The sequence below is a fragment of the Pseudomonas sp. FW300-N2A2 genome (assembly GCF_017351735.1).
GTDB lineage: Bacteria > Pseudomonadota > Gammaproteobacteria > Pseudomonadales > Pseudomonadaceae > Aquipseudomonas > Aquipseudomonas migulae.
Map to the genome: position 1 here is coordinate 282,657 of NZ_JACNDU010000005.1, position 20,264 is coordinate 302,920.

Below are 20,264 nucleotides of genomic sequence, written 5' to 3' on the forward strand. Positions count from 1 at the left end.
CTGCCATGACTTACAGAAACGTCGTTTCCGCAGTGGTGCGCGCTCTGGCCGCCGAGACCGTCAACTCGGCCGGGGGCTGCGACTTTGAGCCGAAGGTGCAGTGCGCCAAGCAGAAGGGGGAGATCGTCGGGAAGGAGGCGGCACTGTTGCAGGATTGCATCGTCCACAAGTTGCTGCATAAGGTCCTGAGCCAGCGCCACTGGTTCGCCTTGACCGCCAAGTTCAGCACGCACAACGGCCGCAAGATCGAGGCGACCGGGCGACTGGTGGCGATCGTGACCAGTCCGGCGCCGGCGCTATTCACCCGCAAAGCTGTGACCGCGTGGGCAATCCCTCAGATCAAGGGTGTCCGCCGGGAGCCTGTGAAGGTCAAGGCGCCTGAGTTTGACGAAGACGTACCAGCGTGGCGGGTAGAGGCAGCAAAGGCCGCTGTCGAGCGCGCGAACGCATCAGCGGCCAAGCGCGGAACCTGTCAGCATGATGGGGCGATAGTCCTCGCTGATTCGAACTACGACATGAACACCTGGGACAATCAGGGCATGACTGAGCGTACCTATCAGCTCTGGAATAAGGCGATCAAGAAGACTCTGGAAAGCCTTGTGGATGATGCGTTGGTAGAGGCTCAGGTGATCCTTGAAGAGGCAGGAGTATTGGGGGAAGAGGCTGCTTAATGAAGTGGCATAAATAGTGCTTGTATTTCATTTCGCCAGTTCGTACTATTTACCCATCCTGTCGATCTTGCGCGTTAGGGATTGACACAAAAAAGCCCGACCATTGAGTCGGGCTTTTTGCTTTCCAGCACTACCGGGCTTGTGGGTCCTTGCCAGTTGAAGCGGCGAACGAGTGAGCTTCGGTCACCTGGAGCCGAAGCCCAAACATCGCAAGAGCATCCTCCAAACTCTCGAGCTTTGACGTGTGCTCGAAGTCGACCAGGCGCGCGGCCGCAGTTGGAGAGATCTTCAGCATTGCGGCCAGATCGGCCTTCGTCTTTCCGGTGTGGATGAGTTGATTCCAGAGAATCGCCTTCGCCACTGTCACGCCAGACAGCCGGACGTAGTAATCCCCAGCGCCGGATGCATGCGGGATCTCGCGTCGCTGATCCACATAGATCGAAAGCGCCAAGGTGATCCCGTCGGCTGCATTTTTAAGCAGCTCCTCCAAGGTATCGCCGGCGCTGTGTGCTTCTGGGATGTCCGGGCACGATGACCAGAAGTGATCGTGCTCCTCATGAACAACGATTTTGTATGAGTACATAGGGTTCCTCTCTTTAGGGGAGCTGATGTTTCGCATTCCGGGTAGAGCCTCAGTCCTTGAGGCTCAGTTGTTTGATGATTTCCTTCCTAAGTCCTTCGCCTATCTCCTTGGCGCCGTGGCTTGGGAAGATCGTCTGTCGGTCCTTGTATCGAATCTTGAAGTGACTGCCATTTGCTGACTTCGAGAATTCGACCCCTTGGGCCACCAGCCATCGCCGGAATTCGTTGTATTTCATCAGCTCTCCTCTGTTGTGTTGATGGGTTCATTGTATGCACATAAGTGTTCAGTGTAAATACTTATGTTTAGACTGATTCGAATATTTCCCCCTACCACATGCAACTGAGAGGTCGAGCGCATGGAATTCCTTCATCGCCTGCTCGACAAAGCTGACTTGATCCTCGCAGGCCTCGTAGGCGCCATCATCGCAAGCTGGTGGAGCAAGGACGATCTGAAAGACCTTTGGTCATGGATCATCTTCCTGCTTACGGGTATCGCATGCGCCCTGTACCTGACTGGCATTGTTTGCGATCGCCTGGGTGTGAATGACCCCAACAATGTGGCCGGTGTTGGCTTCCTCCTCGGGGCATTCGGCGGGTCACTCCTGACCGCCATCAACCGCGCCATCAAAACCGCTGACCTTTGGGCACTTATCCGCTCGAAGTTCGGAGGGGGTTAGCCATGAGCCTTCAAACATTGAGCACGGCCTTTATCTCCATCATCGCCATCTGGGCCATGTGGTGCGTACTGAGCCATAAGGTGAGAGACGGCATTGTCGGCAAAATCATTTACGCGGCCATCGCGGTTTCTGGGTTTGCCATCGCAACCCGAGGCGATACGGTCCTCAGCCCCAGCGCGGCTGGCGTCACCTTTCACGGAGCGCTTGCCTTGGCAGGACTGAGACATTGGTTCGTCGCGAACCACTGGCACCTCGTCAGGGCGTGGCTATGCCGCTACCTGCACTGCGAGCAATGCCTTAACAGCGAAACCACCAAGGCGGACAAGACATGAACCTGATTCCCCAATGGCAACAGCTCTGGAAGATGTACAGCGTTCAACTGGCCGGCTTGCTAACCCTGCTGAACACCGCCGCCTACTTCTGGCCAAGCTTCCAGATGTTCGTTGGTCCTGAACTCTTCGCCGCTGTGAACGGCCTGCTGGCTGCCGGTGTCGCCGTCGTGCGTGCCATTCAACAGCCAGTTCTGACTGCTCCAGTAGCCACGCCAACCGCTTAAACCAAAGGGTGCCTGGCTTCGTGCGGGCGCCACTCCACACGCAATAGATTGCTCGAATAGGCCGGCAACGCTCGGAATATTGGCAGTTGGTTGCAGCCCCGCATGGTGACGATATGGCCAAGACCTTCCAGTTACAGGCCTATCTGCCGTGGTGGTTCGTTCTCTACCTGAGAGCCTGCTACGTCTTCGCTTGGATGATCGGCATGGAGGTCGACACGGACATCGTGTCCGCTCAGGCCGAGAAGGCGATCCGGTTCCGCAAGATCGAGTTAAGCGACGAGGCTAAGCCATGACGACCATTGCCTACAAAGACGGCGTGATCGCCTATGACGGTCGGATCACTCGCGGCAACCAGATCACCTACGACGACTTCGACAAGTGCCTGGAGCGTGATGGCGTCAAGTTCGTGTGCTCAGGGTCTACCGCTGACTTCGAAAGCATCATCAGCGCCTACTTCGGCAATGAAGTCACCAGTTGTGGAGCGGTCGCGCTGATCGTGGCTGACGGCATTGTGTGGCATTCCGCTGTAGACGAGACCTCTGGCTTCTGGAAGTCGGCCCTGATTCAAGATCGGCCCTACGCCCTCGGCAGCGGATCGGAACATGCCCTAACCGCGATGGACATGGGCGCTACTGCCTATCAGGCCGTCGAGATGGCCATGAAGCGCGATAGCTGCACTGGCGGCAAGATCAGAACGTTGACCATCAAGGCCGATTGAGCCCTGCGCCTATGGGTTGGAGTGATTCAACTCCGCAGCACGGGCGACGGCATCAGCCTCATGCTCGAAATCACCTGCGTGCTGCCCGGTAACCGTATCGACGATATGAAAGTGAATGGCTTCATACATGGGGCGTGAGTCTTCGTCTTTGAGTTCGAAGCCCTTTACGCCTTCTTTCTGTTGCGGTGGCTTGACGATGTAGCGGGCCATGTTGCTCTCCTTACGTTGAGTTGATCTCCATCAATACCGGCAACCAGCCACCTTTTCAAGTCCTGCCCCAGCGAGGCACCAGAGTCTCAAGGAATCCCTATGGCGCTGACAGCGAAACAGCAGCGCTTTGTCGATGAGTACCTGAAAGACCTGAATGGCGCACAGGCCGCTATCCGCGCAGGGTACAGCAAGAACTCGGCCCGCCAGATCGCTGAACAGAACTTGACAAAACTTGACATTCAAACGGCGCTCACACGCCGAATGAATGAGCGCGAACAGAAGGCCGCTATCACCCAAACAATGGTGCTTGAGCGCCTATGGATGATTGCTACGGCAAACCCCAATGAGTTGATCGAACATCGGCGTGGATGTTGCCGGCATTGCTTTGGCGCTGATCATCAATACCAGTGGAAGGATGAGGCCGAGATGCTCAAGGCGGTCGCGGATTCGTCTGACCCTGACAGCGTGACGGAAGAGGGCGGGTATGGGTTCGACCCGACGATACGCCCGCACCCCAAGTGCCCAAAGTGCCGCGGCGAGGGCTTCGGCTCTGTCCATGCTCATGACTCGCGTGATGTGAGCCCGGCTGCGCTTGCCCTGTACGCCGGGGTGAAGCAGACCAAGGAAGGGTTCGAGATCAAGATGCATGACCAGTTGGCCGCGCTCGACAAGGTCGCCAAGCACCTGGGCATGTACAACGACAAAGTGCCGTCCGCGCTCGACGACGAAATGAAGCGTCTGAACATTGAGAAGCTCCGCCGCGAGCTGGAAGACCCGAACAAAGGTCTTCCAGAGCCGAAGCAAGTAATCATCGGGGTTGAAGATGCAAGCGATCCTGATGCTGAACAGGCCCCAGTTTGAGTTCATCAAAAGCCACAAGAAGTTCATGGCGTTCGTTGGGGGCTACCGAAGCGGCAAGACGTTCGTGGGTTGTGTGCGGATGTGCGTCAACGCGCTTGAGTTCCCCGGCATTCCGCAGGGCTACTTCGCGCCGACCTATCCGCAGATCGCCGACATCTTCTACGAGACGATGCCAGAGGTCGCGCAGGCGTTCGGGCTGTTCGCCGATATCGTGGCCAGCAAGAAGCGCGTTTACCTGCGTGACAACCTTGGTCGCTGCCTGAGCACCATCGTGTGCAAGAGCATGGAGCACCCGCACCGCATCGTCGGCTTCAACATTGCGCATGCCTTGGTCGATGAGATCGACTGCATGCCGATCAAGAAGGCTGACAGCGCGTGGAAGAAGATCATTGCGCGGATGTCGACCGTGTGGCCCGGCCGCGACCAGAACACGATTGACGTCACGACGACACCCGAGGGATTTAACTGGGTTTATCGCAAGTTCGTGCGTGAGTTGGCCGCTAACCCGAGCCAGCGCCCGCTGTATGGCATCGTGCATGCCAGCACCAGGGACAACGCGAAGAACCTGCCGAAAGACTACATCGGGTCGCTCAAAGAGTCGTACCCGGCGAACCTCGTCGATGCCTACATTGACGGCAAGTTCGTCAACCTGGTGTCGGGCAGTGTGTACCCGAGCTTCGACAGGGTACTCAACCACACCAGCGAGACGATCAAGGACGGTGAAGCGCTGCATGTTGGCCTCGACTTCAACATTTCCCGCATGGCAGCAATGGTTCACGTCATCCGTGATGGGCGACCGTTACTACTCGGCGAGATCACGCATGTGTTCGACACGCCAGCGATGATCGATGCGCTTAAGGCGAAGTACCAAGGCCATCACATCTCGATCTACCCCGATGCCAGCGGCAACAACCGCAAGAGCGTCAACGGGAGCGAGACGGACCACAGCTTGCTCCGCACTGCCGGCTTCACCCTTGTCGTCAACCCGGCGAACCCTGCCGTGCGTGACCGTGTGCTGTCCGTCAACGCCATGTTCCTGAATGGCGATGGTGAGCGCCGCTACAAGGTCAACACCGAACTCTGCCCAGTCGCAACAGGTGTGCTTGAACAACAGACCTATAACGACCAGGGCGAACCGAACAAAGACGGCACGGAAGACCCGAACGACGCCTTGGGCTACTTCATCATCAAGCGCTTCCCGATCGTCAAACGCACAGCCACTCAAGTACCTCTGAGAATTTAACTATGAGCAGTGATGATCCGAGCAAGACGCTGCCCGCAGTGGATGCCATGCGCCAAGACTGGGCGATCGTAGACCCCCTGATGGGCGGCACCAGAGCGATGCGTGAGGCCGGGGCTGAGCTGCTGCCAAAGTGGCCGAAGGAAGACGACTGCGATTACAAGGATCGCTTGAGCCTGTCCACCCTTTTCCCGGCTTACCGCGAGACAGTCAAGAACAATACGGGCCGCGTATTCGCCGAGCCGATCGTGATGGGCGATGATGTCCTGCCGGCAATTGCTGAGCTGACACAGGACTTCGACCGCCAAGGCAACAACCTGCAGGTATGGGCAAAGTCGTTCTTCTCGCAGGCCATGTCGCACGGCTTGTGCCATGCGCTGGCGGACTACCCGAACATCAAGCCGAGTGGCGACACCGAGCAACTTGTAACACTGGCTGACGCTCAAGCAGTCAAGGCTCGGCCTTACGCCGTCATGATCCGCCCTCAGCAAGTGATCGGATGGCGCGTCATCAATGATGGCGGCGAGCACATCCTGACCCAGTTCCGCTACAAGGAATCGGTCGAGGAAGAGGATGGTCTGTTCGGAATCAAGAACATCGATCAGATCCGCGTGCTGATCCCAGGCGCATGGATGACGTTCCGCGAGAAGGCTGACGACAAGGGACAAAAGTCGTGGGCGCTGCACGAGGAGGGCAAGACCTCGCTCGATCACATCCCACTGACGACTCTCTACACCGACCGCACAGGTTTCATGACGGCCAAGCCGCCGCTGCTGGAGCTAGCCTATCTGAACGTCAAGCATTGGCAGTCACAGAGCGACCAGGACAACATCCTGCACGTTGCACGGGTGCCGATGCTGGCTGTGATCGGCCTTCCGGAAGGGGAGAAGATCACTGTCGGCGTGGGATCGGCAACCAACCTACCTGTCAATGCAGACATGAAGTGGGTCGAGCACACCGGAAAATCGATCGATGCAGGCCGTACGTCGCTGTCCGACCTTGAAGACCAGATGCGCGTCGCTGGCGCCAAGCTGCTCCAGAAGGACAAACAGGCCGTCAAGACTGCCACGCAAGCCGAGGAAGAGGCTGCTCAAGAGCTGAGCCCGCTTCAGGCCATGGCGAGCGGCCTTGAGGATGCGCTGGATCAGATCCTCCAGCACTTCGCCGAATTGAGCGGGCTACCTGAGGGTGGTCATGTTCAGGTGAGCGGCAACTTCGAGACGGATTACATACCCGAGGTTTCCATACCGGCCCTGATCCAGTTGAACCTGACCAGCAAGATCTCGGATCAAACCCTGTTCTCCGAACTGCAGCGCCGCAACGTGGTGTCGCAGGACCTGGACTGGGCAGAAGAGTCTGCAAAAATCGCCGAACAAGGTCCAGCACTCGGAACCCTCTAAATGCCAACCGTCAACCAAGTCCTCGAAGACGAGCAGATCGCGCACGCGGTCGATCTAGAAAAGTACAAGGTTGGCGTGGTCCGGCGGATCATTGCGCTGCTGAACCGGTCGGATGCCGACCTTTCGGCGGCCTTGGCTGCCGCACTGGAGCGTCTGCCGGCTGAATCCTTCACGGTCGAGCGCCTGGAGCTACTGCTGGGTCAGGTGAGGCTGATCAACAGTCAGGCCTATGCATCTGTGGCCCAAGCGCTACAGGACGACTTGAAGGACTTGGCAGGCTATGAGGTGAGTTGGCAGCAGACGCTGTTCGAGTCCAGCATTCCCGAGCCGGTGCAGGTCCGCTTCCCGATCGCCAGTGTCAGCGCCGAGCAGGCCTATGCTGCCGCGCTCTCCCGGCCGTTCCAGGGACGCCTGCTGCGCAACTGGGGCGAGGAGATCGCCGCCGACCGCATGGTCAAGGTCCGCAACGCGATCCGCGCCGGTTACCTCGAAGGCAAGACGACTGACCAAATCATCCGCAGCATTCGTGGCTCTCGGGCTACGGGTTACGCTGACGGATTCCTTGAGCGACCTCGCAAAGACCTTGCGGCAGTCGTCAGGACGGCTGTAAGCCATACCGCGGCGACTGCCCGGGATGAATTCAACAAGGCCAACGAGGAAGTCCTGAAGGCCGAGCGCTGGGTGTCCACGCTCGACAACAAGACCTCGCCGATGTGCCGCATCCGCGACCAGCTTCAGTACACCGTGCTCACGCACAAGCCGATTGGACACAAGGTGCCTTGGCTGCAAGGCCCGGGCAAGATCCACTGGTGCTGCCGATCGACGTCGGCACCGGTGACCAAGAGCTGGAAAGAGCTTGGCATGAACATCGATGAGATGACGCCAGCCCAGCGCGCCAGCATGGACGGCCAGGTCCCGGCTGATACGAACTACAGCGAATGGCTCAACCGCCAGTCGGACGCCCGCAAGATCGAGGTGCTCGGCCCGGCGCGCGCTCAGCTTCTGAAGGATGGCAAGCTGGATCTAGAGGACTTCTACACGCCGACCGGCGAGTGGATGACCCTGGACCAGATGCGCGCGCGGGATGCTGCGGCGTTTGCTAAGATCGCCGCATGACAGACAAACCCCGCTTCCACGTAATCGACGGCACCGCTCCACCGAATACCCCGGCCGAGCAGGTGCGTCGTCGTGTGCGTGCTCAGCCGAAGCCAGCGGCGATGGTTCAGTGCCATCGTTGCGGCGGTAGGGAAGTGATCGAGACCAAGATCGGCGTCATGATGAAGGACGGCAAGCCAACTGGCGGGACGAAGGCGCTGCTTTGCGTCTGCTGCCTGCTCAAAGGTGAGCGCGTCACGCTGTAGCGTCACGGAACTAATTCAAACAGCCCTGGCATACGCCGGGGCTTTTTTATGCCTGCAATACCACTACTAGAACCAGGAGAAACACCATGCTGACACTAAAAATGATGGGCGGCGAAGACTTGGCTGATTGCAGCACAAGCAAAAGCTTCACTCTGGTTGATCTGGCCCCTGGAAGCGCAATTGCTTTCGGTCGTGGCCCGGGCGGTACGCCGGAGATCAGCGTGACCAGCCGCGATGGAGAGGTTGAGCAATGGGCTCCTGCCGGGAACACCTATGTCATGCAGGATGGCAAGACCATATCGACCTTCTCCTATTCGAACTGACCAGCAACACGATTCACACAGGCCTCGTCAATGACGGGGCTTTTTATTGCCGCTAGGCGGCCAACAGACCCAAGGGGTTAGCAGATGTTTATTTTCGGCAAGTGGTATCCGCTGATGGCGGAAGAGGGTGGCGGCGAAGGCGGTGGTAATGGTGGCGGCGGTGGCGGGTCAGGCCCGGAGATCACTCCAGAGCTTCAGGCAATCATCGACGCTCGCGTTGGTGAGGCTGTAACTGGCCTGAAGACCAAGAACACCGAACTGTTGGGCAAGCTGAAGACAACCGGCGACCAACTCAAGTCCTTCGAAGGCATCGACCCCGAAGCGGTGCGCGGCATTCTCTCGAAGTTTGCGAACGACGAAGAAGCCCAGCTGATTGCCAAAGGCGATATCGATACCGTCCTGGCCAAGCGTGCTGACCGCATGAAGGCCGGCTTCGAGAAAGACCTCAAGGCCGCTCAAGATGCTGCCACCAACGCATCGAGCCGCACCGAGAAGTTTGCCTCCCGCGTCCTGAAGGGTGAAGTGGTTGGTGCTGCTACCGAAGCCGGCGTGCACAAGTTCGCTATGGAAGACGCAATGCTCGCTGCAGCCCGCGACTTCGAACTGGACGACGACGGCAACCCCATCGCCCGGGAGGGCAAGTACGGCAAAGACGGCAAGCCGCTGACGCTCAAGGAGTGGTTTGCGGAAATGAAGGACTCCCGTCCTCACTGGTTCCCTGCTACCGGTAACGGCGGCGGTGCTGGCCATGGCGGCGGGAATGGCTCCAAGACCATGACGCAAGAAGCATTCAATGCACTCTCCCCGAAAGAACGGGCAGCGGCGATGAGCGGCGGCATGACCATCAAGGGCTGATTTACCAAACCCCAAACCAAGGCCCGCCATGTGCGGGTTTTTTATTGCCTTAAGGAAACCGCCACATGGCAAACGTTCTCACCGCATTGCAGCCGGTCCTGTACTCGGCTGCCCAAGAAGTCTCGAACGAAGCGTTCGGGGTAATCAGTTCGATCAGTGCCAACTTCGACGACAAACGAGTCGCCAAAGGTGACACGGTCAAGGTTCCGGTTGCGCCATCGCGTACCCCGACCGACTTCGCTCCTGGCGTTGCCGCGGCTGCGGGCGATGACGCCACTGCAACCAGCGTCGACGTGGCGATCACCGCCTCGAAGAAAGTCAGCTGGCACATGACCGGCGAGCAACTGCTCAGCCTGCAAAACGGTGGCACTGACAAGGAGTGGGTTCGCCAACTTGTTGCTCAGGGCATGCGCTCGCTGCGCAACCTGGCTGAAGCTGACTGCGCAGTAGCCGTCAAGCAAGGCGCCTCCCGCGCTGTCGGCACTGCTGGCACCAACCCGTTCGCATCGGACATCAACATCATTGCCGACGCGCGCAAGGTGTTGCTGGACAACGGCGCGCCACTGGCTGACCTGCAGCTGTGTATCGATTCGAGCGCCGGCGTATCTGCCCGCAAACTCGGCATCATCCAGCAAGCCTATCAGGCTGGCAGCGATGAAGAACGCCGCAGCGGTCGCCTGCTGCGTCAGTTCGGTTTTGCCATCACCGAATCGGCCGGCATCACCACCCACACCAAGGGTACTGGCGCTTCCTACGTCACCAGCGGCTCGACTGCTACTGGCGTGCGCGACATCGCTCTGGTGACTGGCACCGGCACTGTTCTGGCTGGTGACGTTGTGACCTTCGCGGCTGACTCGGTCAACAAGTACGTGATCACCAATGGTGTGGCTGCTCCGGGCACTATCAGCCTGGGTCGTCCTGGCGCTCGTACCACCATCGCAACCGCGAACGCCATGACTATCGGCAACAACTACGCGCCGAACCTCGCGTTCGAGCGTAGCGCTGTCGTCGGCATCATGCGTCCGCCAGCCATGCCTGAAAACGCCACCATCGACCAGATGCTGATCAGCGATCAGAACGGCATGACCTACCTGTTGCTGCAAATCCAGCAATACGGTCAGACCACCTGGGAGCTGCACTTGGCCTGGGGCTTCAAAGTGGTTCAATCCGAACACGTCTGCCTCGTTCTGGGCTGATACGTCGAATAACGCTCAGGGGCTTCGGCCCCTGCGTGTTCAAGAGGAATAGAGCATGGCTGGTTTGACCAAAGAGCAAAAAGCGGCAAGGGTACTCTTGGCGAAAGCTATTGAGATCAGCACATTGTCCGCCGATGAATTCGAAAAGCTGAGCGATGACGAGAAGAAAGTCTTCCTCGACATGGCACAGGACGCTTCTGAGCCTGAAGACGAGGTGGACAACTCCCATCTGATCGAAGTCAGCAAGGACGGTGAAACCCTCAGTGTTCACCCGACTGCACTGGCTGACCACAAGCGCAACGGCTGGAAAGAGGTCTGATATGGCACTGGTGATCGAGAGCGGCTTAGTAGTGCCCGGTGCCGAAAGCTTCGCCACGGCCGCCGAACTGGTCACCTACGCCGCAAATTTTGGCCGGGTGATTCCGGCTGACGTCCCGTCTCAGGAAGCTTTGTTGCGTCGGGCCGCGCTCGAAATGAACGCCAAGCCCTGGAAAGGCCGAACGGTCAGCCCGGTCCAAACACTGGCGTGGCCTCGCTACGAGGTCTGCCTGAATAAGTGGCTGCTACCGTCCGACTCCATCCCCGCGCAGATCAAGGCCGGGCAAATGGCACTGGCCACCGAGATTCATGCCGACGACTTATCGCCGCCCGAGCAACGCCTTGGCTCAATCAGCCGGGAGAAGGTCGGGCCACTTGAAACCGAGTACTCGACTGCAAGCCCCATCATCAGCAAGGCTGCCGCTGTTCGGCAGTCCTATGCGCAGTTCTCCGGGCTTTTGCAGTCGTCCAGCCAGGTATCACTGAGTAGAAGCTGATGGCAGAAATCTACGATCGAGCGAAGGCGAGCGCTGCTCGAATGCTAGCGCCGCGCTCCCGTGGTGGCAAAGGTCTAGAGCTGTCACTGGTCCGCGTCACGACAGGTGAATATGACCCTGAAGTCGGCGCAAGCCCGGTGACTACGGTTCAATACGACGGCTCAGGCTTTCGCGAGAACTACCGTCAGCAGGATATCGACGGCTCGCGCATCAAGGTGGGCGACGTTAAGATCCTGATCTCTCCGCTGCTGCAGGACGGCACGGACACGCCGAGGCCGATCAGCCAGGACAAGATCCTCTTCGCCGGCGACACCTACACCGTCCAGAACGTTGACCCGTGGGATTACGCCGGCCTTGCCGTTGGCTTCAGTGTGCAGGCCCGCAAATGAGCTTCGCATTGGACCTGAAGGCGTTCGCCGAGAAGGCCGAAGCCAATGCCGAGACGGTGATCAAGAAGGTCGCCATCGACCTGCTGGCGGCCGTGGTGGATCGATCCCCCGTCGGCAACCCTGAACTATGGGCGGCCAACGCGACCGCGACCCAGTACAACAACGAGGTGGCCCGGCTGAATGCCGAGCTGCGCACCGATCCGGCTAACCTGTCCAAAAATGGGCGGATGAAGCCGGGCCGCTTGATCAAGGACGGCATGGACTTGGTCGCTGGCGGCGGGTACGTCGGCGGCCGCTTCAGGGGGAACTGGCAGGTCAGCTTCGATGTGGCCAAGACCGGCACGCTCGAACGCATCGACCCGACCGGGCAAGACTCGAAGGGAGACGGCGCGACGGTGATTCAAGGCTTCACGACTCAGGTCGGCACTATCTGGATGATGAACAACCTTCCGCATGCGCAGCCGCTGGAGTACGGACATTCGAGCCAAGCACCGGCGGGCATGGTCCGCGTCTCCGTCCTTGAAGTTCAGATGTTCATCGATAAAGCCGTCTCGGAGTTGCCCTAATGTCTGATCGAATCATCCGCAGCCTGTTTGAAGGCCGCCTGAAGACTTGGGCCACGGCCAGGGTGCCGGCACTGCCGATTGCCTATGAAGATGTCGACTTCACGCCTCCGGCGGACGGATCGCCATACCTGCGAGCCTTCCTGCTGCCGGCCAACACGACCAGCGAAGATCTTGAGGGCAAGCACACGGCTTACCGTGGCGTGTTCCATGTTAGCGTCGTGACCAAGGCCGGTTCGGGCCGAGGTGCTGCTGAGTCAATCGCCGACGAGATCGCCGCGCTGTTCCCGAACAACCTGGCCCTGACCAAAACGACCTTCACCGTCTACGTCCGCTCGCCGATGGCAACTGCCGCGCCACAGCAGGGCGACACGACCACCACGCTGCCGCTGTCGCTCACGTACCGCGCCGACACAGCCTGAGTTTTCGGCGATACTGGCCGCAATGAATCAGAGGTGTACGAAATGGGCGAGAAGAGAGCAGCATCGATAAACCCAGAGAACCCGCGACAAGCCCGGGCGTTCTACTGCTTGCGTTCGGCCGATGATGCTGGCGAGAGTCGAAACGCTTGGGTCGTCATGCGCGAACTGTCAGAGTCGTTAGGCTTCAAGCTGCTCGACAGCTGCCCGCAAACGATCGCCGAGGGCATTGATTGGTGGATTGAGTTCGAGGTCTATCCAGAGCTACCCGCCTTCGTATATCCGGCAAGATGGAAGCGTATCGGTCAGGCGTAAGCCTAAAGCGCCTCCGCGCAACAAATCACTAATCCGCCCATTGGGCAAACCCAGAACCCGCCATTGAGCGGGTTTTGTCATTTCTGCACAGAGGAAAACCCCATGGGCTACAAACTCCCCAACGGCGCTACATTCGAGCATGCCGCTACCTACGCCGCTGCGCTCCCGTTCTCGGCCATCTCCAACGCGTCCGAAGCCATCTGCACCGTTGTCGGCGCCACTCTGGTAGCTGGCGACATCGTTCAGCTCACTTCCGGCTGGACTCCACTCAATGGCAAGGTGGTCCGCGTCAAGGCCGCGACAGCGACCGCGATCACCCTGGAAGCGATCGATACCACTAGCACCCAGATTTACCCGGCCGGCTCCGGCGCTGGCACGCTGACCAAGGTGCTGACCTGGGCGCAAATCCCGCAGATCACCGACGTGGCTTTCTCCGGGGGCGACCAAAACTATTCCGACATCGTCTTCCTTGAAGACCAGCAAGGCCGTCAACTGCCTACCGACAAGTCTGCTGCCAGCATGGTGCTGACTGTTGCTGACGATCCGACTCTGGCCTATGTGGCCATCGTCACTGCTGCCGACGCCGCGAAGTCGATGCAGGCCGCCCGGTTGAACCTGCCAGGCACTGACAAGCTGTACTACGGCGCCTATACCTCGTTCTCGCTTCAGCCGGCGGTCTCCCGCAACAACTTGCTGACTCGAACCGTCTCCCTGGCCTTGCAGGCCGCACCTACCCGCTACCTGTCGTAAGGGGAACACATGGCTAGCTTCAAGATTGCCCAGAACACCACGTTCAAGGCCGAAGTCGAAATTCCCCGCGTCGGCTTCGAGCCGGTCAAGGTTGAGTGCGAATTCCATTATCGCGACCGCAAGGAACTGTCGAAGTACTACGACAAATGGAATTCTGAGCGTGATGCGCTTGCCAAGGAGGCTATGAAGGATGGCGCAACTTGGGAGTCTGCCACTGCAGGACAGATCGCGCTGGAGATCGAGCAACTCAAGGAAACGCTCGTCAGTTGGAGTTTTGACGAAGAGCTCACGGATGAGGCCATCGCCGAGCTGGTGTCGACCTGTGTCGGCGCCCCCATTGCGATCATCAACGCCTACAAAAAGGCCTACGAGGTCGCTGCTCGGGGAAACTGATCGCCGCGGTGCAAGCGATGTACGGGTCGCGAGCGCCTGAAGAACAGCTGTCGCTGTTCGGCCTCAGCGCCGAGGACCTTGAAGAGGAAGACGTGGAGGTCTGGCCAGACAACTGGTCGGTCTTCCGCCTGTTCAATGCGCTCGGCACGCAGTGGCGCACCGGCCCCGGCGGCGCTACCGGGCTCGACTACACGTCCATTCGCGACGTGGCCAGCTACATCGGCATCAAGAAGCGGCAACTCCCCGAACTCTTTCCTGACCTTCAAGTAATGGAGGCCGAAGCGCTCGCTGTCATGGCTGAGGCGTAGTGAATTTTATTGTCAGGAGAAAGGCATGACACAAGACATCGCCAGCCTTGGGATCAAGGTAGAGACCGGTGACGTTGCCAAAGCTTCCACGGAACTGGATGGCTTGGCTCAGGCTGGCGCGAAGGCCGAGAAAGCCACGGAAGGCCTGTCTGGCGAGAGCAAAAAGGCCAGCGCCTCCATCAAGGCGATGGCGGCTGAGACGAAAGCGGCTGAATTGGCTGCGGCCAAGCTGGAAAAGCAGACCAATGCGACCGGGCTGTCAGCGAAGCAAACGGCTGCCGCACTGCGCGGTGTGCCCGCTCAAGTCACCGATATCGTGACCAGCCTCCAAGGTGGCCAGGCTCCACTTCAGGTTCTGCTCCAACAAGGTGGTCAACTCAAGGACATGTTCGGCGGGATTGGCCCTGCTGCGCGCGCCTTGGGCGGCTACGTTGCTGGGTTGGTTAACCCATACACGCTGGCTGCGGCCGCGGCGGCTGGCCTGGGGATCGCCTACTACAAAGGATCGCAGGAAGCGACCGCCTACAGTACGGCACTGATTCTCACCGGCAATGCGGCGGGCACCAGTGCTGACAAGTTGGCAGGCTTGGCGGCACAGGTCAGTTCGACCATCGGCACCACTGGCGCCGCGGCAGAAGTCTTGGCCACGTTGGCCGGTAACAGCAAAATCGCTGGCGACAGTTTCGACGAGATCGCCGTTGCGGCGCTGCAGATGGAGAAAACCACCGGCAAAGCAATCGACGAAACCATCGCGGAATTCGCGAAGATCGCCAAGGACCCGGTCGCGGCGGCGAAGGAACTGAACGACCAGTACGGCTTTTTGACGGCTGCCGTCTATTCGCAGATTGTCGCGCTGAAAGAGCAGGGCGATACCATTGGCGCTGCCAAGCTGCTGACCGACACCTATGCATCGACCATCAACTCGCGCACTGGCGAAATCACCGCCAACCTCGGATTGATCGAAAGCGCGTGGAAAGGAATCAAGTCGGCTGCCGCCGGCGCGCTGGATGCAACACTCAGCGTTGGCCGCACGCAGTCTCTGGAACAGCAGGCTGCCGAGATCCGTCAGCGCCTGCAATCGAATCAGGGGCGCGGCGGTCGTGCTGCTGCGCTTGGCCTGGATACCCGCAGCACTGAACAGGATAAAAAGGACCTCGACTATCTGGAGCTCCAGATCGAGGCCGAGAAATCGCGCACCAAGTTCATCGGTGATCGGGTTCAGGTCCAGAAGGACGGTATTGATGCTGCCATCAAGCTGAAGGCCATTGCCGACGCCAACCTCACCAACGAAGAAAAGCGCAACAAGCTGATCAAGGAATATCAGCGGACCGTTGAAGACATGCGTGAAGCGGACCCCAACAACCCGCTGGTCCAGGCCGATGTCGTCGCGAAGAACATCCAGAACATCAAGGACAAGAACAAGGACCCGGCCGGCAAGGCGAATCAGCTCAACCTGAGCGGATATAACGACGCCCAGAACGCGATCAAGGAACTGCAGGCTGCCTATTCGAACTCCGAAAAGGAACTTGAGGCGCAGCAGAAGGCTGGACTGATCACGCAGCAAAACTACCTCGACCAGCGTACCGCGCTGATCCGGGCGGAGCGTGAAGAAGTCACCGGTGCCTATCAGGCCGAGATTGCGGCATTGGAAGCGGTCAAGGACCGCACCGGCACGACTGGCGAGCAGCGTATTCAGCTCGACCAGAAGATTGCCGACGCCCGAACCAACATGGTCAAGGCGCAGAAGGATGCCGACAGTCAACTGGAAGTGCTTGCGACCAATGAGCAGGGCCGACTGAAGAAGCAGGCCTTGGCGATCCAGACCTACACCGATGCCTTGAATCAACAAAACATCACGCTTCGCCAGCAAGGGCAGCGTGAGGCGGCAAGCCTTGGCATGGGTGACCGGCAGAAAGGGTTGCAGAGCCAGTTCAACGGCATCGACGACAAGGCCAATGCCCAGCGCATCGATCTGGCCAACCAGTACGGCGACGGATCGCGCGGCATGAGCCTGGACGAGTACAACGCCAAGCTGAAGGCCGTCGCGCAGAGCCAGCAGGAACTGCGCAACACGGTGGTTGCCAATTACGACGACATGACCGACGCACAAGGCAGCTGGAGCGCGGGCGCATCGTCGGCCTGGGAGAACTACCTGGAGTCGACGCGCGACGTGGCTGGGCAGACGAAAAGCCTGCTCACCAACGCGTTCAGCTCAGCCGAGGATGCGTTCGCCCAGTTCGTCACGACCGGCAAGGCTTCGTTCTCTGACTTCACCAAGTCGATCCTCGCCGATATGGCGCGGATCGCGGCGCGGCAGGCAAGTTCGTCGGCCTTGAGCGGCCTGTTCGGGCTGGCTTCCAGTGCGGCGAGCTCGTACTTCGGCGGTAGCCCGACGTCTGCCGGATCTACGCAGGCAGGTTACTCCTCGACGTACTTCCCGCAGGCGAAGGGCGGTGCTTGGTCCGACGGCGTGCAGATGTTCGCCAATGGTGGCGCCTTCTCCAATAGCGTCGTGAGTTCTCCTACTGCCTTCGGGATGTCGGGTGGGAAGACCGGTGTCATGGGCGAGGCCGGACCGGAAGCGATTGTGCCGCTGGCTCGGGATTCGCAAGGGCGACTCGGGATTCGCGGCGGAAGCAGCGCAACCCCGATCACCATGACCTTCTACATCGACGCGGCTGATAACGGCGCGAGCACAATCCCAGATCCGGCGAAGCTGGCCGAGGCAATGAAGGTTGTAGCGCGGCAGGAAATCGCACAGCAGCGCCGTAACGGCGGGCAACTCACCTAAGGAGGCGTCATGCCGACATTCACATGGGTTCCGACCTACGACGCCACTAAGACGATCACCCCGACCGTCAAGGTCATCAAGTTCGGCGACGGATACGAGCAGCGGCAGGGAACCGGTATCAACCAACAGCCGCGCGAGTACTCCATGACCTTCAAGCGTCCTGTGGCAGAGATCGAGGCGATTGACGCCTTCCTCAAAGCCCGAGGCGGGCTCGAATCGTTCACCTATACGCATCCAGGGCAGTCACCCGGGCAGTTCGTTTGCCGCAAGTGGCCGCGCATCAATGTAGCCAAAGGCATTGACAGCATGTCGGTGACCTTTGAGGAGGTTTACGAGTGAGTGAACTTCAAGGTCAGCTGTCGCTCGCCCGTGGTCTGTCGATCTGGGAGGGGTTCGACCTGATCCTCTCCGATCAGACGCTCCACTTCCACGCCGGAACCAACGAGATATCGGGCTCGGTGATCTGGCAGGGTGTGACCTACACGCCGTGGCCGCTCAAGTGCGCCGAGTTTGCTACGCCCAGCCAAGGCTCCCCGGCACGCCCCAAGCTTCAAGTCGGAAACTTCGGAGGCAACATTTCGGCGCTGTGCCGGCAGTACGAAGACTTGCTATGGGCAAAGATCAAGCGGCGCCGGACGCTGGTCAAGTACCTGGACGCGGTGAACTTCGTCGGCGGAAACCCAACGGCTGATCCAGCTCAAGAGTATCCAGCCGAAACATGGTTCATCACACGCAAGGTCAACGAGACGCCCGCCGCCATCGAGTTCGAGCTTGGCTCGCCGCTGGACTTGCAAGGTGTGAAGTTGCCACGACGCCAAGTGGTGGCCGGCACTTGCCTGTGGAAATACCGCTCTGGCGAGTGCGGCTATGCCGGCGGGCCAGTGGCTGATTATGCAAACAATCCCACCAGCGACCCAGCCAATGACCAATGCAGCCGAACCATGGCCGGTTGCAAGAAGCGCTTTGGCGAATATGGCGAGTTGCCGTTTGGCGGCTTCCCTGGAATCGCCCGCGTACCGAGACTTTGACAATGACCGAACTGCTGAATAAATGCCGGGATGATGCCGAGGTGCATGCTCGCACCGAGTATCCGCGCGAGGCTGTCGGCTTGGTCGTCGCCGTGCGCGGCAAGCCACGCTACATCCCGTGCCGAAACCAGTCAGAAGAGCCTGATCATTTTATCCTGCACCCGGAAGACTACGCCGCCGCCGAGGATCTGGGTGACATCGTGGCTATTGTGCACTCGCACCCAGATTGCGGACCGGAACCCAGCCTGCACGATTTGGCGAGCCATGCGGCCAGCCGGATGACGTGGTGGATTGTCGGACTGAAGGATGGCGCCGCAACCTGGCATGAGATGCCAGCCGCCGGCGAGATGCCGTTGGAAGGGCGCGTGTTCGTCCATGGCGCGATCGACTGCTACACCTTGGTCCGTGACTACTATCGGCAAGAGCTCGGCATCATCTTGCCTGATTTTCACCGCAGGGATGATTGGTGGCACAACGGCGAGAACCTGTATGTCGATAACTTCGCCAAGACTGGTTTTGTCCCGGTCGATACGCCAGAGCAGGGTGATCTGATCGTCATGGCGATCGGCAGCCCTACGCCGTGCCACGGCGCGATCTGGCTGGAGGGTGACGTTCTGCTGCATCACCTCTATGGCCGTCTGAGCTGCAAAGAGGTCTACGGTCGAGCCTATCGTGAGTGTACGACTCACATCATGCGCTACAAGGGAGTGAAAGCCCCTGACGAGGACAGGAGAACCATCAAGGATTGCTCAAGTCGATTTGACGGCATGGGACGATTGATCGCGCCATTCCCGCGAGCAGCCAACCTGTAGGCCCTGTATTTGTTCGCATCTTCGCTGTTAGAGTCGCCAAAACCCATGGAGGCTCAACATGCGAAGAACTCTAATCACCCTGGCACTGATCGCGCTCGCAGGGTGCACAACCCCTGGTGACTTGCTCAAAGGCGATCCTTCGGTGTCAAAAGAAACAAGCAAAGACCCAAAATCAGTCGCGCTCTGCATCTACCCGGAATGGCAGGAATACCAGTCGACGGCCACGATGAGTGAAACAGTAGACGGATATCGACTCGTCTCTGGTAGCGATATGAACGGTCAGACGAATGATGTCCTCGACATCAAGCGATCCGCGAATGGAAGCACAGTTAAGCTTTATCAACGAATGGCCTGGCAGCAGGTCGGTCGCAGCAAGGTTACCGAGTCACTTCATCGCTGCCTGTAGTCAGGGCAGAACAAATCAACCGCCTCCGGGCGGTTTTTTATTGCCTGGAGAAAAGTATGAGCGATGTAGTCAGCCGCCGAACTATGGCCACTATCAAGCTTTCCGGAAGCTTGGCCAAAAAATTCTGGCGGCAGAAGGACTACCTGCTCGAAACCGGCGAAGCCCGAGAAGCTTTCAGTGCCCTGAAGAACACCGTTGATGGGTTCGATGAGTTTATCCGCGACCAAGCTCGCAAAGGCATGCGATACGCAATTTTTCGCAATCGCGAAAACGTTGGAGAGGATCGCCTCGCCATGAGCGGTACGACCGAGATTCGTATTGTTCCGATCATCTCAGGCAGCAAAAACAGTGGCCTGTTCCAAACCATTCTGGGCGTAGTCCTGATTGTTGCTTCGTTCATCCCAGGGTTCCAAGCGCTGATGCCGGTAGGTATTGCCATGACTCTTGGCGGCGTCGTGCAAATGCTTTCGCCGGTACCAAAAGCCCCAAGCCAGCAAGAACAATCCAGCACCGAAAACAAACCCAGCTACCTGTTCAACGGTGCGTTCAACTCCACGCAGCAAGGCCTCCCTGTGCCTGTTGTTTACGGCCACATGCTGGTCGGTTCCAGCGTGGTCGCCGTCGG

32 protein-coding genes are annotated in these 20,264 nt (G+C 59.1%); 29 read left to right on the forward strand and 3 right to left on the reverse strand.

Translation table 11 applies throughout. From position 1 onward, the window contains the following. The first annotated feature begins 5 nt into the window (after positions 1-5). Positions 6-671, forward strand: coding sequence for a hypothetical protein (locus tag J4E42_RS10610; protein WP_207285204.1), 666 nt, complete (start codon positions 6-8; stop codon positions 669-671). A gap of 130 nt (positions 672-801) precedes the next feature. On the opposite strand, the gene J4E42_RS10615 is transcribed toward J4E42_RS10610, so the two are convergent. Then, on the reverse strand, positions 802-1,254 hold the full coding sequence (locus J4E42_RS10615; protein ID WP_207285205.1) for a type II toxin-antitoxin system HicB family antitoxin: 453 nt from the start codon (positions 1,252-1,254) through the stop codon (positions 802-804). A 49-nt stretch (positions 1,255-1,303) separates the two neighbouring features. Then, entirely contained in the window at positions 1,304-1,489 is a 186-nt protein-coding gene (locus J4E42_RS10620; RefSeq protein ID WP_207285206.1) for a type II toxin-antitoxin system HicA family toxin, read from the reverse strand. A 120-nt stretch (positions 1,490-1,609) separates the two neighbouring features. On the opposite strand from J4E42_RS10620, the gene J4E42_RS10625 reads away from it, so the two are divergent. From J4E42_RS10625 to J4E42_RS10645, 5 genes are all read left to right on the forward strand, one after another. Continuing rightward, on the forward strand, positions 1,610-1,930 hold the full coding sequence (locus J4E42_RS10625) for an MFS transporter (protein ID WP_207285207.1): 321 nt from the start codon (positions 1,610-1,612) through the stop codon (positions 1,928-1,930). A 2-nt stretch (positions 1,931-1,932) separates the two neighbouring features. After that, positions 1,933-2,262 (forward strand): hypothetical protein, encoded by a 330-nt coding sequence (locus J4E42_RS10630; protein WP_207285208.1) that lies wholly within the window; start codon positions 1,933-1,935, stop codon positions 2,260-2,262. After that, positions 2,259-2,486 carry a hypothetical protein gene (locus tag J4E42_RS10635; RefSeq protein WP_207285209.1) on the forward strand — a complete coding sequence of 76 codons (228 nt, stop codon included), beginning with the start codon at positions 2,259-2,261 and terminating at the stop codon, positions 2,484-2,486. The genes J4E42_RS10630 and J4E42_RS10635 overlap by 4 nt, the downstream gene beginning before the upstream one ends. 113 nt (positions 2,487-2,599) lie before the next feature. Further along, positions 2,600-2,779, forward strand: a complete 180-nt coding sequence (locus J4E42_RS10640; RefSeq protein ID WP_207285210.1) for a hypothetical protein — start codon at positions 2,600-2,602, stop codon at positions 2,777-2,779. Next, positions 2,776-3,204: a proteasome subunit beta gene (locus tag J4E42_RS10645; RefSeq protein WP_207285211.1), complete on the forward strand. Its 429-nt coding sequence runs from the start codon at positions 2,776-2,778 to the stop codon at positions 3,202-3,204. The genes J4E42_RS10640 and J4E42_RS10645 overlap by 4 nt, the downstream gene beginning before the upstream one ends. Positions 3,205-3,213: 9 nt before the next feature. Here the strand turns inward: J4E42_RS10645 and J4E42_RS10650 are convergent, their stop codons facing one another. Further along, positions 3,214-3,414 (reverse strand): hypothetical protein, encoded by a 201-nt coding sequence (locus J4E42_RS10650; protein WP_207285212.1) that lies wholly within the window; start codon positions 3,412-3,414, stop codon positions 3,214-3,216. Positions 3,415-3,513: 99 nt separating this feature from the next. Between J4E42_RS10650 and J4E42_RS10655 the strand changes: the two genes are divergently transcribed. The 23 genes from J4E42_RS10655 to J4E42_RS10765 all read left to right on the forward strand — a co-directional run. Continuing rightward, on the forward strand, positions 3,514-4,275 hold the full coding sequence (locus J4E42_RS10655) for a terminase small subunit (protein WP_207285213.1): 762 nt from the start codon (positions 3,514-3,516) through the stop codon (positions 4,273-4,275). Next, a complete protein-coding gene (locus J4E42_RS10660) occupies positions 4,238-5,518 on the forward strand; it encodes a terminase large subunit (protein WP_259331678.1) in 1,281 nt (426 codons plus the stop codon). The genes J4E42_RS10655 and J4E42_RS10660 overlap by 38 nt, the downstream gene beginning before the upstream one ends. A 2-nt stretch (positions 5,519-5,520) precedes the next feature. Further along, a complete protein-coding gene (locus J4E42_RS10665; RefSeq protein ID WP_207285214.1) occupies positions 5,521-6,915 on the forward strand; it encodes a DUF4055 domain-containing protein in 1,395 nt (464 codons plus the stop codon). After that, complete coding sequence (locus tag J4E42_RS10670; RefSeq protein WP_207285215.1) at positions 6,916-8,031, forward strand: hypothetical protein; 1,116 nt, start codon at positions 6,916-6,918, stop codon at positions 8,029-8,031. Then, the gene (locus tag J4E42_RS10675) at positions 8,028-8,276 is read left to right on the forward strand and encodes a hypothetical protein (protein ID WP_207285216.1); all 249 of its coding nucleotides are present in this window, start codon (positions 8,028-8,030) and stop codon (positions 8,274-8,276) included. The genes J4E42_RS10670 and J4E42_RS10675 overlap by 4 nt, the downstream gene beginning before the upstream one ends. 86 nt (positions 8,277-8,362) lie before the next feature. Then, complete coding sequence (locus J4E42_RS10680; RefSeq protein WP_207285217.1) at positions 8,363-8,599, forward strand: hypothetical protein; 237 nt, start codon at positions 8,363-8,365, stop codon at positions 8,597-8,599. 84 nt (positions 8,600-8,683) lie between these two features. Beyond that, on the forward strand, positions 8,684-9,454 hold the full coding sequence (locus tag J4E42_RS10685) for a hypothetical protein (protein ID WP_008036984.1): 771 nt from the start codon (positions 8,684-8,686) through the stop codon (positions 9,452-9,454). Positions 9,455-9,519: 65 nt separating this feature from the next. Continuing rightward, positions 9,520-10,650: a hypothetical protein gene (locus J4E42_RS10690; protein WP_008036983.1), complete on the forward strand. Its 1,131-nt coding sequence runs from the start codon at positions 9,520-9,522 to the stop codon at positions 10,648-10,650. Between the two features lie 55 nt (positions 10,651-10,705). Then, entirely contained in the window at positions 10,706-10,969 is a 264-nt protein-coding gene (locus J4E42_RS10695; protein WP_008036976.1) for a hypothetical protein, read from the forward strand. 1 nt (position 10,970) lies between these two features. Continuing rightward, positions 10,971-11,465, forward strand: coding sequence for a DnaT-like ssDNA-binding protein (locus tag J4E42_RS10700; RefSeq protein WP_207285218.1), 495 nt, complete (start codon positions 10,971-10,973; stop codon positions 11,463-11,465). Continuing rightward, positions 11,465-11,854, forward strand: coding sequence for a hypothetical protein (locus J4E42_RS10705; RefSeq protein ID WP_207285219.1), 390 nt, complete (start codon positions 11,465-11,467; stop codon positions 11,852-11,854). The genes J4E42_RS10700 and J4E42_RS10705 overlap by 1 nt, the downstream gene beginning before the upstream one ends. After that, positions 11,851-12,420, forward strand: a complete 570-nt coding sequence (locus J4E42_RS10710) for a hypothetical protein (protein ID WP_207285220.1) — start codon at positions 11,851-11,853, stop codon at positions 12,418-12,420. Before J4E42_RS10705 ends, J4E42_RS10710 begins: the two co-directional genes overlap by 4 nt. Continuing rightward, positions 12,420-12,839, forward strand: a complete 420-nt coding sequence (locus tag J4E42_RS10715) for a phage tail terminator-like protein (protein ID WP_207285221.1) — start codon at positions 12,420-12,422, stop codon at positions 12,837-12,839. The genes J4E42_RS10710 and J4E42_RS10715 overlap by 1 nt, the downstream gene beginning before the upstream one ends. A gap of 42 nt (positions 12,840-12,881) precedes the next feature. Next, positions 12,882-13,151 carry a hypothetical protein gene (locus J4E42_RS10720; protein WP_207285222.1) on the forward strand — a complete coding sequence of 90 codons (270 nt, stop codon included), beginning with the start codon at positions 12,882-12,884 and terminating at the stop codon, positions 13,149-13,151. A gap of 102 nt (positions 13,152-13,253) precedes the next feature. Beyond that, on the forward strand, positions 13,254-13,901 hold the full coding sequence (locus tag J4E42_RS10725) for a phage tail protein (protein ID WP_207285223.1): 648 nt from the start codon (positions 13,254-13,256) through the stop codon (positions 13,899-13,901). Positions 13,902-13,910: 9 nt separating this feature from the next. Continuing rightward, on the forward strand, positions 13,911-14,294 hold the full coding sequence (locus J4E42_RS10730) for a phage tail assembly chaperone (protein ID WP_207285224.1): 384 nt from the start codon (positions 13,911-13,913) through the stop codon (positions 14,292-14,294). A 17-nt stretch (positions 14,295-14,311) separates the two neighbouring features. Beyond that, entirely contained in the window at positions 14,312-14,602 is a 291-nt protein-coding gene (locus J4E42_RS10735) for a DUF1799 domain-containing protein (RefSeq protein ID WP_207285237.1), read from the forward strand. A gap of 25 nt (positions 14,603-14,627) precedes the next feature. Further along, positions 14,628-17,393 carry a phage tail tape measure protein gene (locus tag J4E42_RS10740; protein WP_207285225.1) on the forward strand — a complete coding sequence of 922 codons (2,766 nt, stop codon included), beginning with the start codon at positions 14,628-14,630 and terminating at the stop codon, positions 17,391-17,393. Between the two features lie 9 nt (positions 17,394-17,402). After that, the gene (locus J4E42_RS10745) at positions 17,403-17,732 is read left to right on the forward strand and encodes a phage tail protein (protein ID WP_207285226.1); all 330 of its coding nucleotides are present in this window, start codon (positions 17,403-17,405) and stop codon (positions 17,730-17,732) included. Next, complete coding sequence (locus J4E42_RS10750) at positions 17,729-18,421, forward strand: phage minor tail protein L (RefSeq protein WP_207285227.1); 693 nt, start codon at positions 17,729-17,731, stop codon at positions 18,419-18,421. The genes J4E42_RS10745 and J4E42_RS10750 overlap by 4 nt, the downstream gene beginning before the upstream one ends. 2 nt (positions 18,422-18,423) lie before the next feature. Then, positions 18,424-19,233 (forward strand): C40 family peptidase, encoded by an 810-nt coding sequence (locus J4E42_RS10755; RefSeq protein WP_207285228.1) that lies wholly within the window; start codon positions 18,424-18,426, stop codon positions 19,231-19,233. A gap of 58 nt (positions 19,234-19,291) precedes the next feature. Then, entirely contained in the window at positions 19,292-19,639 is a 348-nt protein-coding gene (locus J4E42_RS10760; protein ID WP_207285229.1) for a hypothetical protein, read from the forward strand. Positions 19,640-19,695: 56 nt separating this feature from the next. After that, positions 19,696-20,264, forward strand: a 569-nt coding sequence (locus tag J4E42_RS10765) for a tail assembly protein (protein ID WP_207285230.1), incomplete at its 3' end; no start/stop codon positions are given.

Bases quoted from the DNA above. Each gene is read 5' to 3' on its own strand.
- J4E42_RS10700 (WP_207285218.1), top strand. From the start codon at position 10,971: ATGGCACTGGTGATCGAGAGCGGCTTAGTAGTGCCCGGTGCCGAAAGC.
- J4E42_RS10665 (WP_207285214.1), top strand. From the start codon at position 5,521: ATGAGCAGTGATGATCCGAGCAAGACGCTGCCCGCAGTGGATGCCATG.
- J4E42_RS10615 (WP_207285205.1), bottom strand. From the start codon at position 1,254: ATGTACTCATACAAAATCGTTGTTCATGAGGAGCACGATCACTTCTGG.
- J4E42_RS10725 (WP_207285223.1), top strand. From the start codon at position 13,254: ATGGGCTACAAACTCCCCAACGGCGCTACATTCGAGCATGCCGCTACC.
- J4E42_RS10730 (WP_207285224.1), top strand. From the start codon at position 13,911: ATGGCTAGCTTCAAGATTGCCCAGAACACCACGTTCAAGGCCGAAGTC.
- J4E42_RS10735 (WP_207285237.1), top strand. From the start codon at position 14,312: ATGTACGGGTCGCGAGCGCCTGAAGAACAGCTGTCGCTGTTCGGCCTC.
- J4E42_RS10695 (WP_008036976.1), top strand. From the start codon at position 10,706: ATGGCTGGTTTGACCAAAGAGCAAAAAGCGGCAAGGGTACTCTTGGCG.
- J4E42_RS10650 (WP_207285212.1), bottom strand. From the start codon at position 3,414: ATGGCCCGCTACATCGTCAAGCCACCGCAACAGAAAGAAGGCGTAAAG.
- J4E42_RS10710 (WP_207285220.1), top strand. From the start codon at position 11,851: ATGAGCTTCGCATTGGACCTGAAGGCGTTCGCCGAGAAGGCCGAAGCC.
- J4E42_RS10755 (WP_207285228.1), top strand. From the start codon at position 18,424: ATGACCGAACTGCTGAATAAATGCCGGGATGATGCCGAGGTGCATGCT.
- J4E42_RS10640 (WP_207285210.1), top strand. From the start codon at position 2,600: ATGGCCAAGACCTTCCAGTTACAGGCCTATCTGCCGTGGTGGTTCGTT.
- J4E42_RS10705 (WP_207285219.1), top strand. From the start codon at position 11,465: ATGGCAGAAATCTACGATCGAGCGAAGGCGAGCGCTGCTCGAATGCTA.
- J4E42_RS10645 (WP_207285211.1), top strand. From the start codon at position 2,776: ATGACGACCATTGCCTACAAAGACGGCGTGATCGCCTATGACGGTCGG.
- J4E42_RS10610 (WP_207285204.1), top strand. From the start codon at position 6: ATGACTTACAGAAACGTCGTTTCCGCAGTGGTGCGCGCTCTGGCCGCC.
- J4E42_RS10670 (WP_207285215.1), top strand. From the start codon at position 6,916: ATGCCAACCGTCAACCAAGTCCTCGAAGACGAGCAGATCGCGCACGCG.
- J4E42_RS10720 (WP_207285222.1), top strand. From the start codon at position 12,882: ATGGGCGAGAAGAGAGCAGCATCGATAAACCCAGAGAACCCGCGACAA.
- J4E42_RS10660 (WP_259331678.1), top strand. From the start codon at position 4,238: ATGCAAGCGATCCTGATGCTGAACAGGCCCCAGTTTGAGTTCATCAAA.
- J4E42_RS10635 (WP_207285209.1), top strand. From the start codon at position 2,259: ATGAACCTGATTCCCCAATGGCAACAGCTCTGGAAGATGTACAGCGTT.
- J4E42_RS10625 (WP_207285207.1), top strand. From the start codon at position 1,610: ATGGAATTCCTTCATCGCCTGCTCGACAAAGCTGACTTGATCCTCGCA.
- J4E42_RS10685 (WP_008036984.1), top strand. From the start codon at position 8,684: ATGTTTATTTTCGGCAAGTGGTATCCGCTGATGGCGGAAGAGGGTGGC.
- J4E42_RS10630 (WP_207285208.1), top strand. From the start codon at position 1,933: ATGAGCCTTCAAACATTGAGCACGGCCTTTATCTCCATCATCGCCATC.
- J4E42_RS10745 (WP_207285226.1), top strand. From the start codon at position 17,403: ATGCCGACATTCACATGGGTTCCGACCTACGACGCCACTAAGACGATC.
- J4E42_RS10680 (WP_207285217.1), top strand. From the start codon at position 8,363: ATGCTGACACTAAAAATGATGGGCGGCGAAGACTTGGCTGATTGCAGC.
- J4E42_RS10620 (WP_207285206.1), bottom strand. From the start codon at position 1,489: ATGAAATACAACGAATTCCGGCGATGGCTGGTGGCCCAAGGGGTCGAA.
- J4E42_RS10740 (WP_207285225.1), top strand. From the start codon at position 14,628: ATGACACAAGACATCGCCAGCCTTGGGATCAAGGTAGAGACCGGTGAC.
- J4E42_RS10760 (WP_207285229.1), top strand. From the start codon at position 19,292: ATGCGAAGAACTCTAATCACCCTGGCACTGATCGCGCTCGCAGGGTGC.
- J4E42_RS10715 (WP_207285221.1), top strand. From the start codon at position 12,420: ATGTCTGATCGAATCATCCGCAGCCTGTTTGAAGGCCGCCTGAAGACT.
- J4E42_RS10690 (WP_008036983.1), top strand. From the start codon at position 9,520: ATGGCAAACGTTCTCACCGCATTGCAGCCGGTCCTGTACTCGGCTGCC.
- J4E42_RS10655 (WP_207285213.1), top strand. From the start codon at position 3,514: ATGGCGCTGACAGCGAAACAGCAGCGCTTTGTCGATGAGTACCTGAAA.
- J4E42_RS10675 (WP_207285216.1), top strand. From the start codon at position 8,028: ATGACAGACAAACCCCGCTTCCACGTAATCGACGGCACCGCTCCACCG.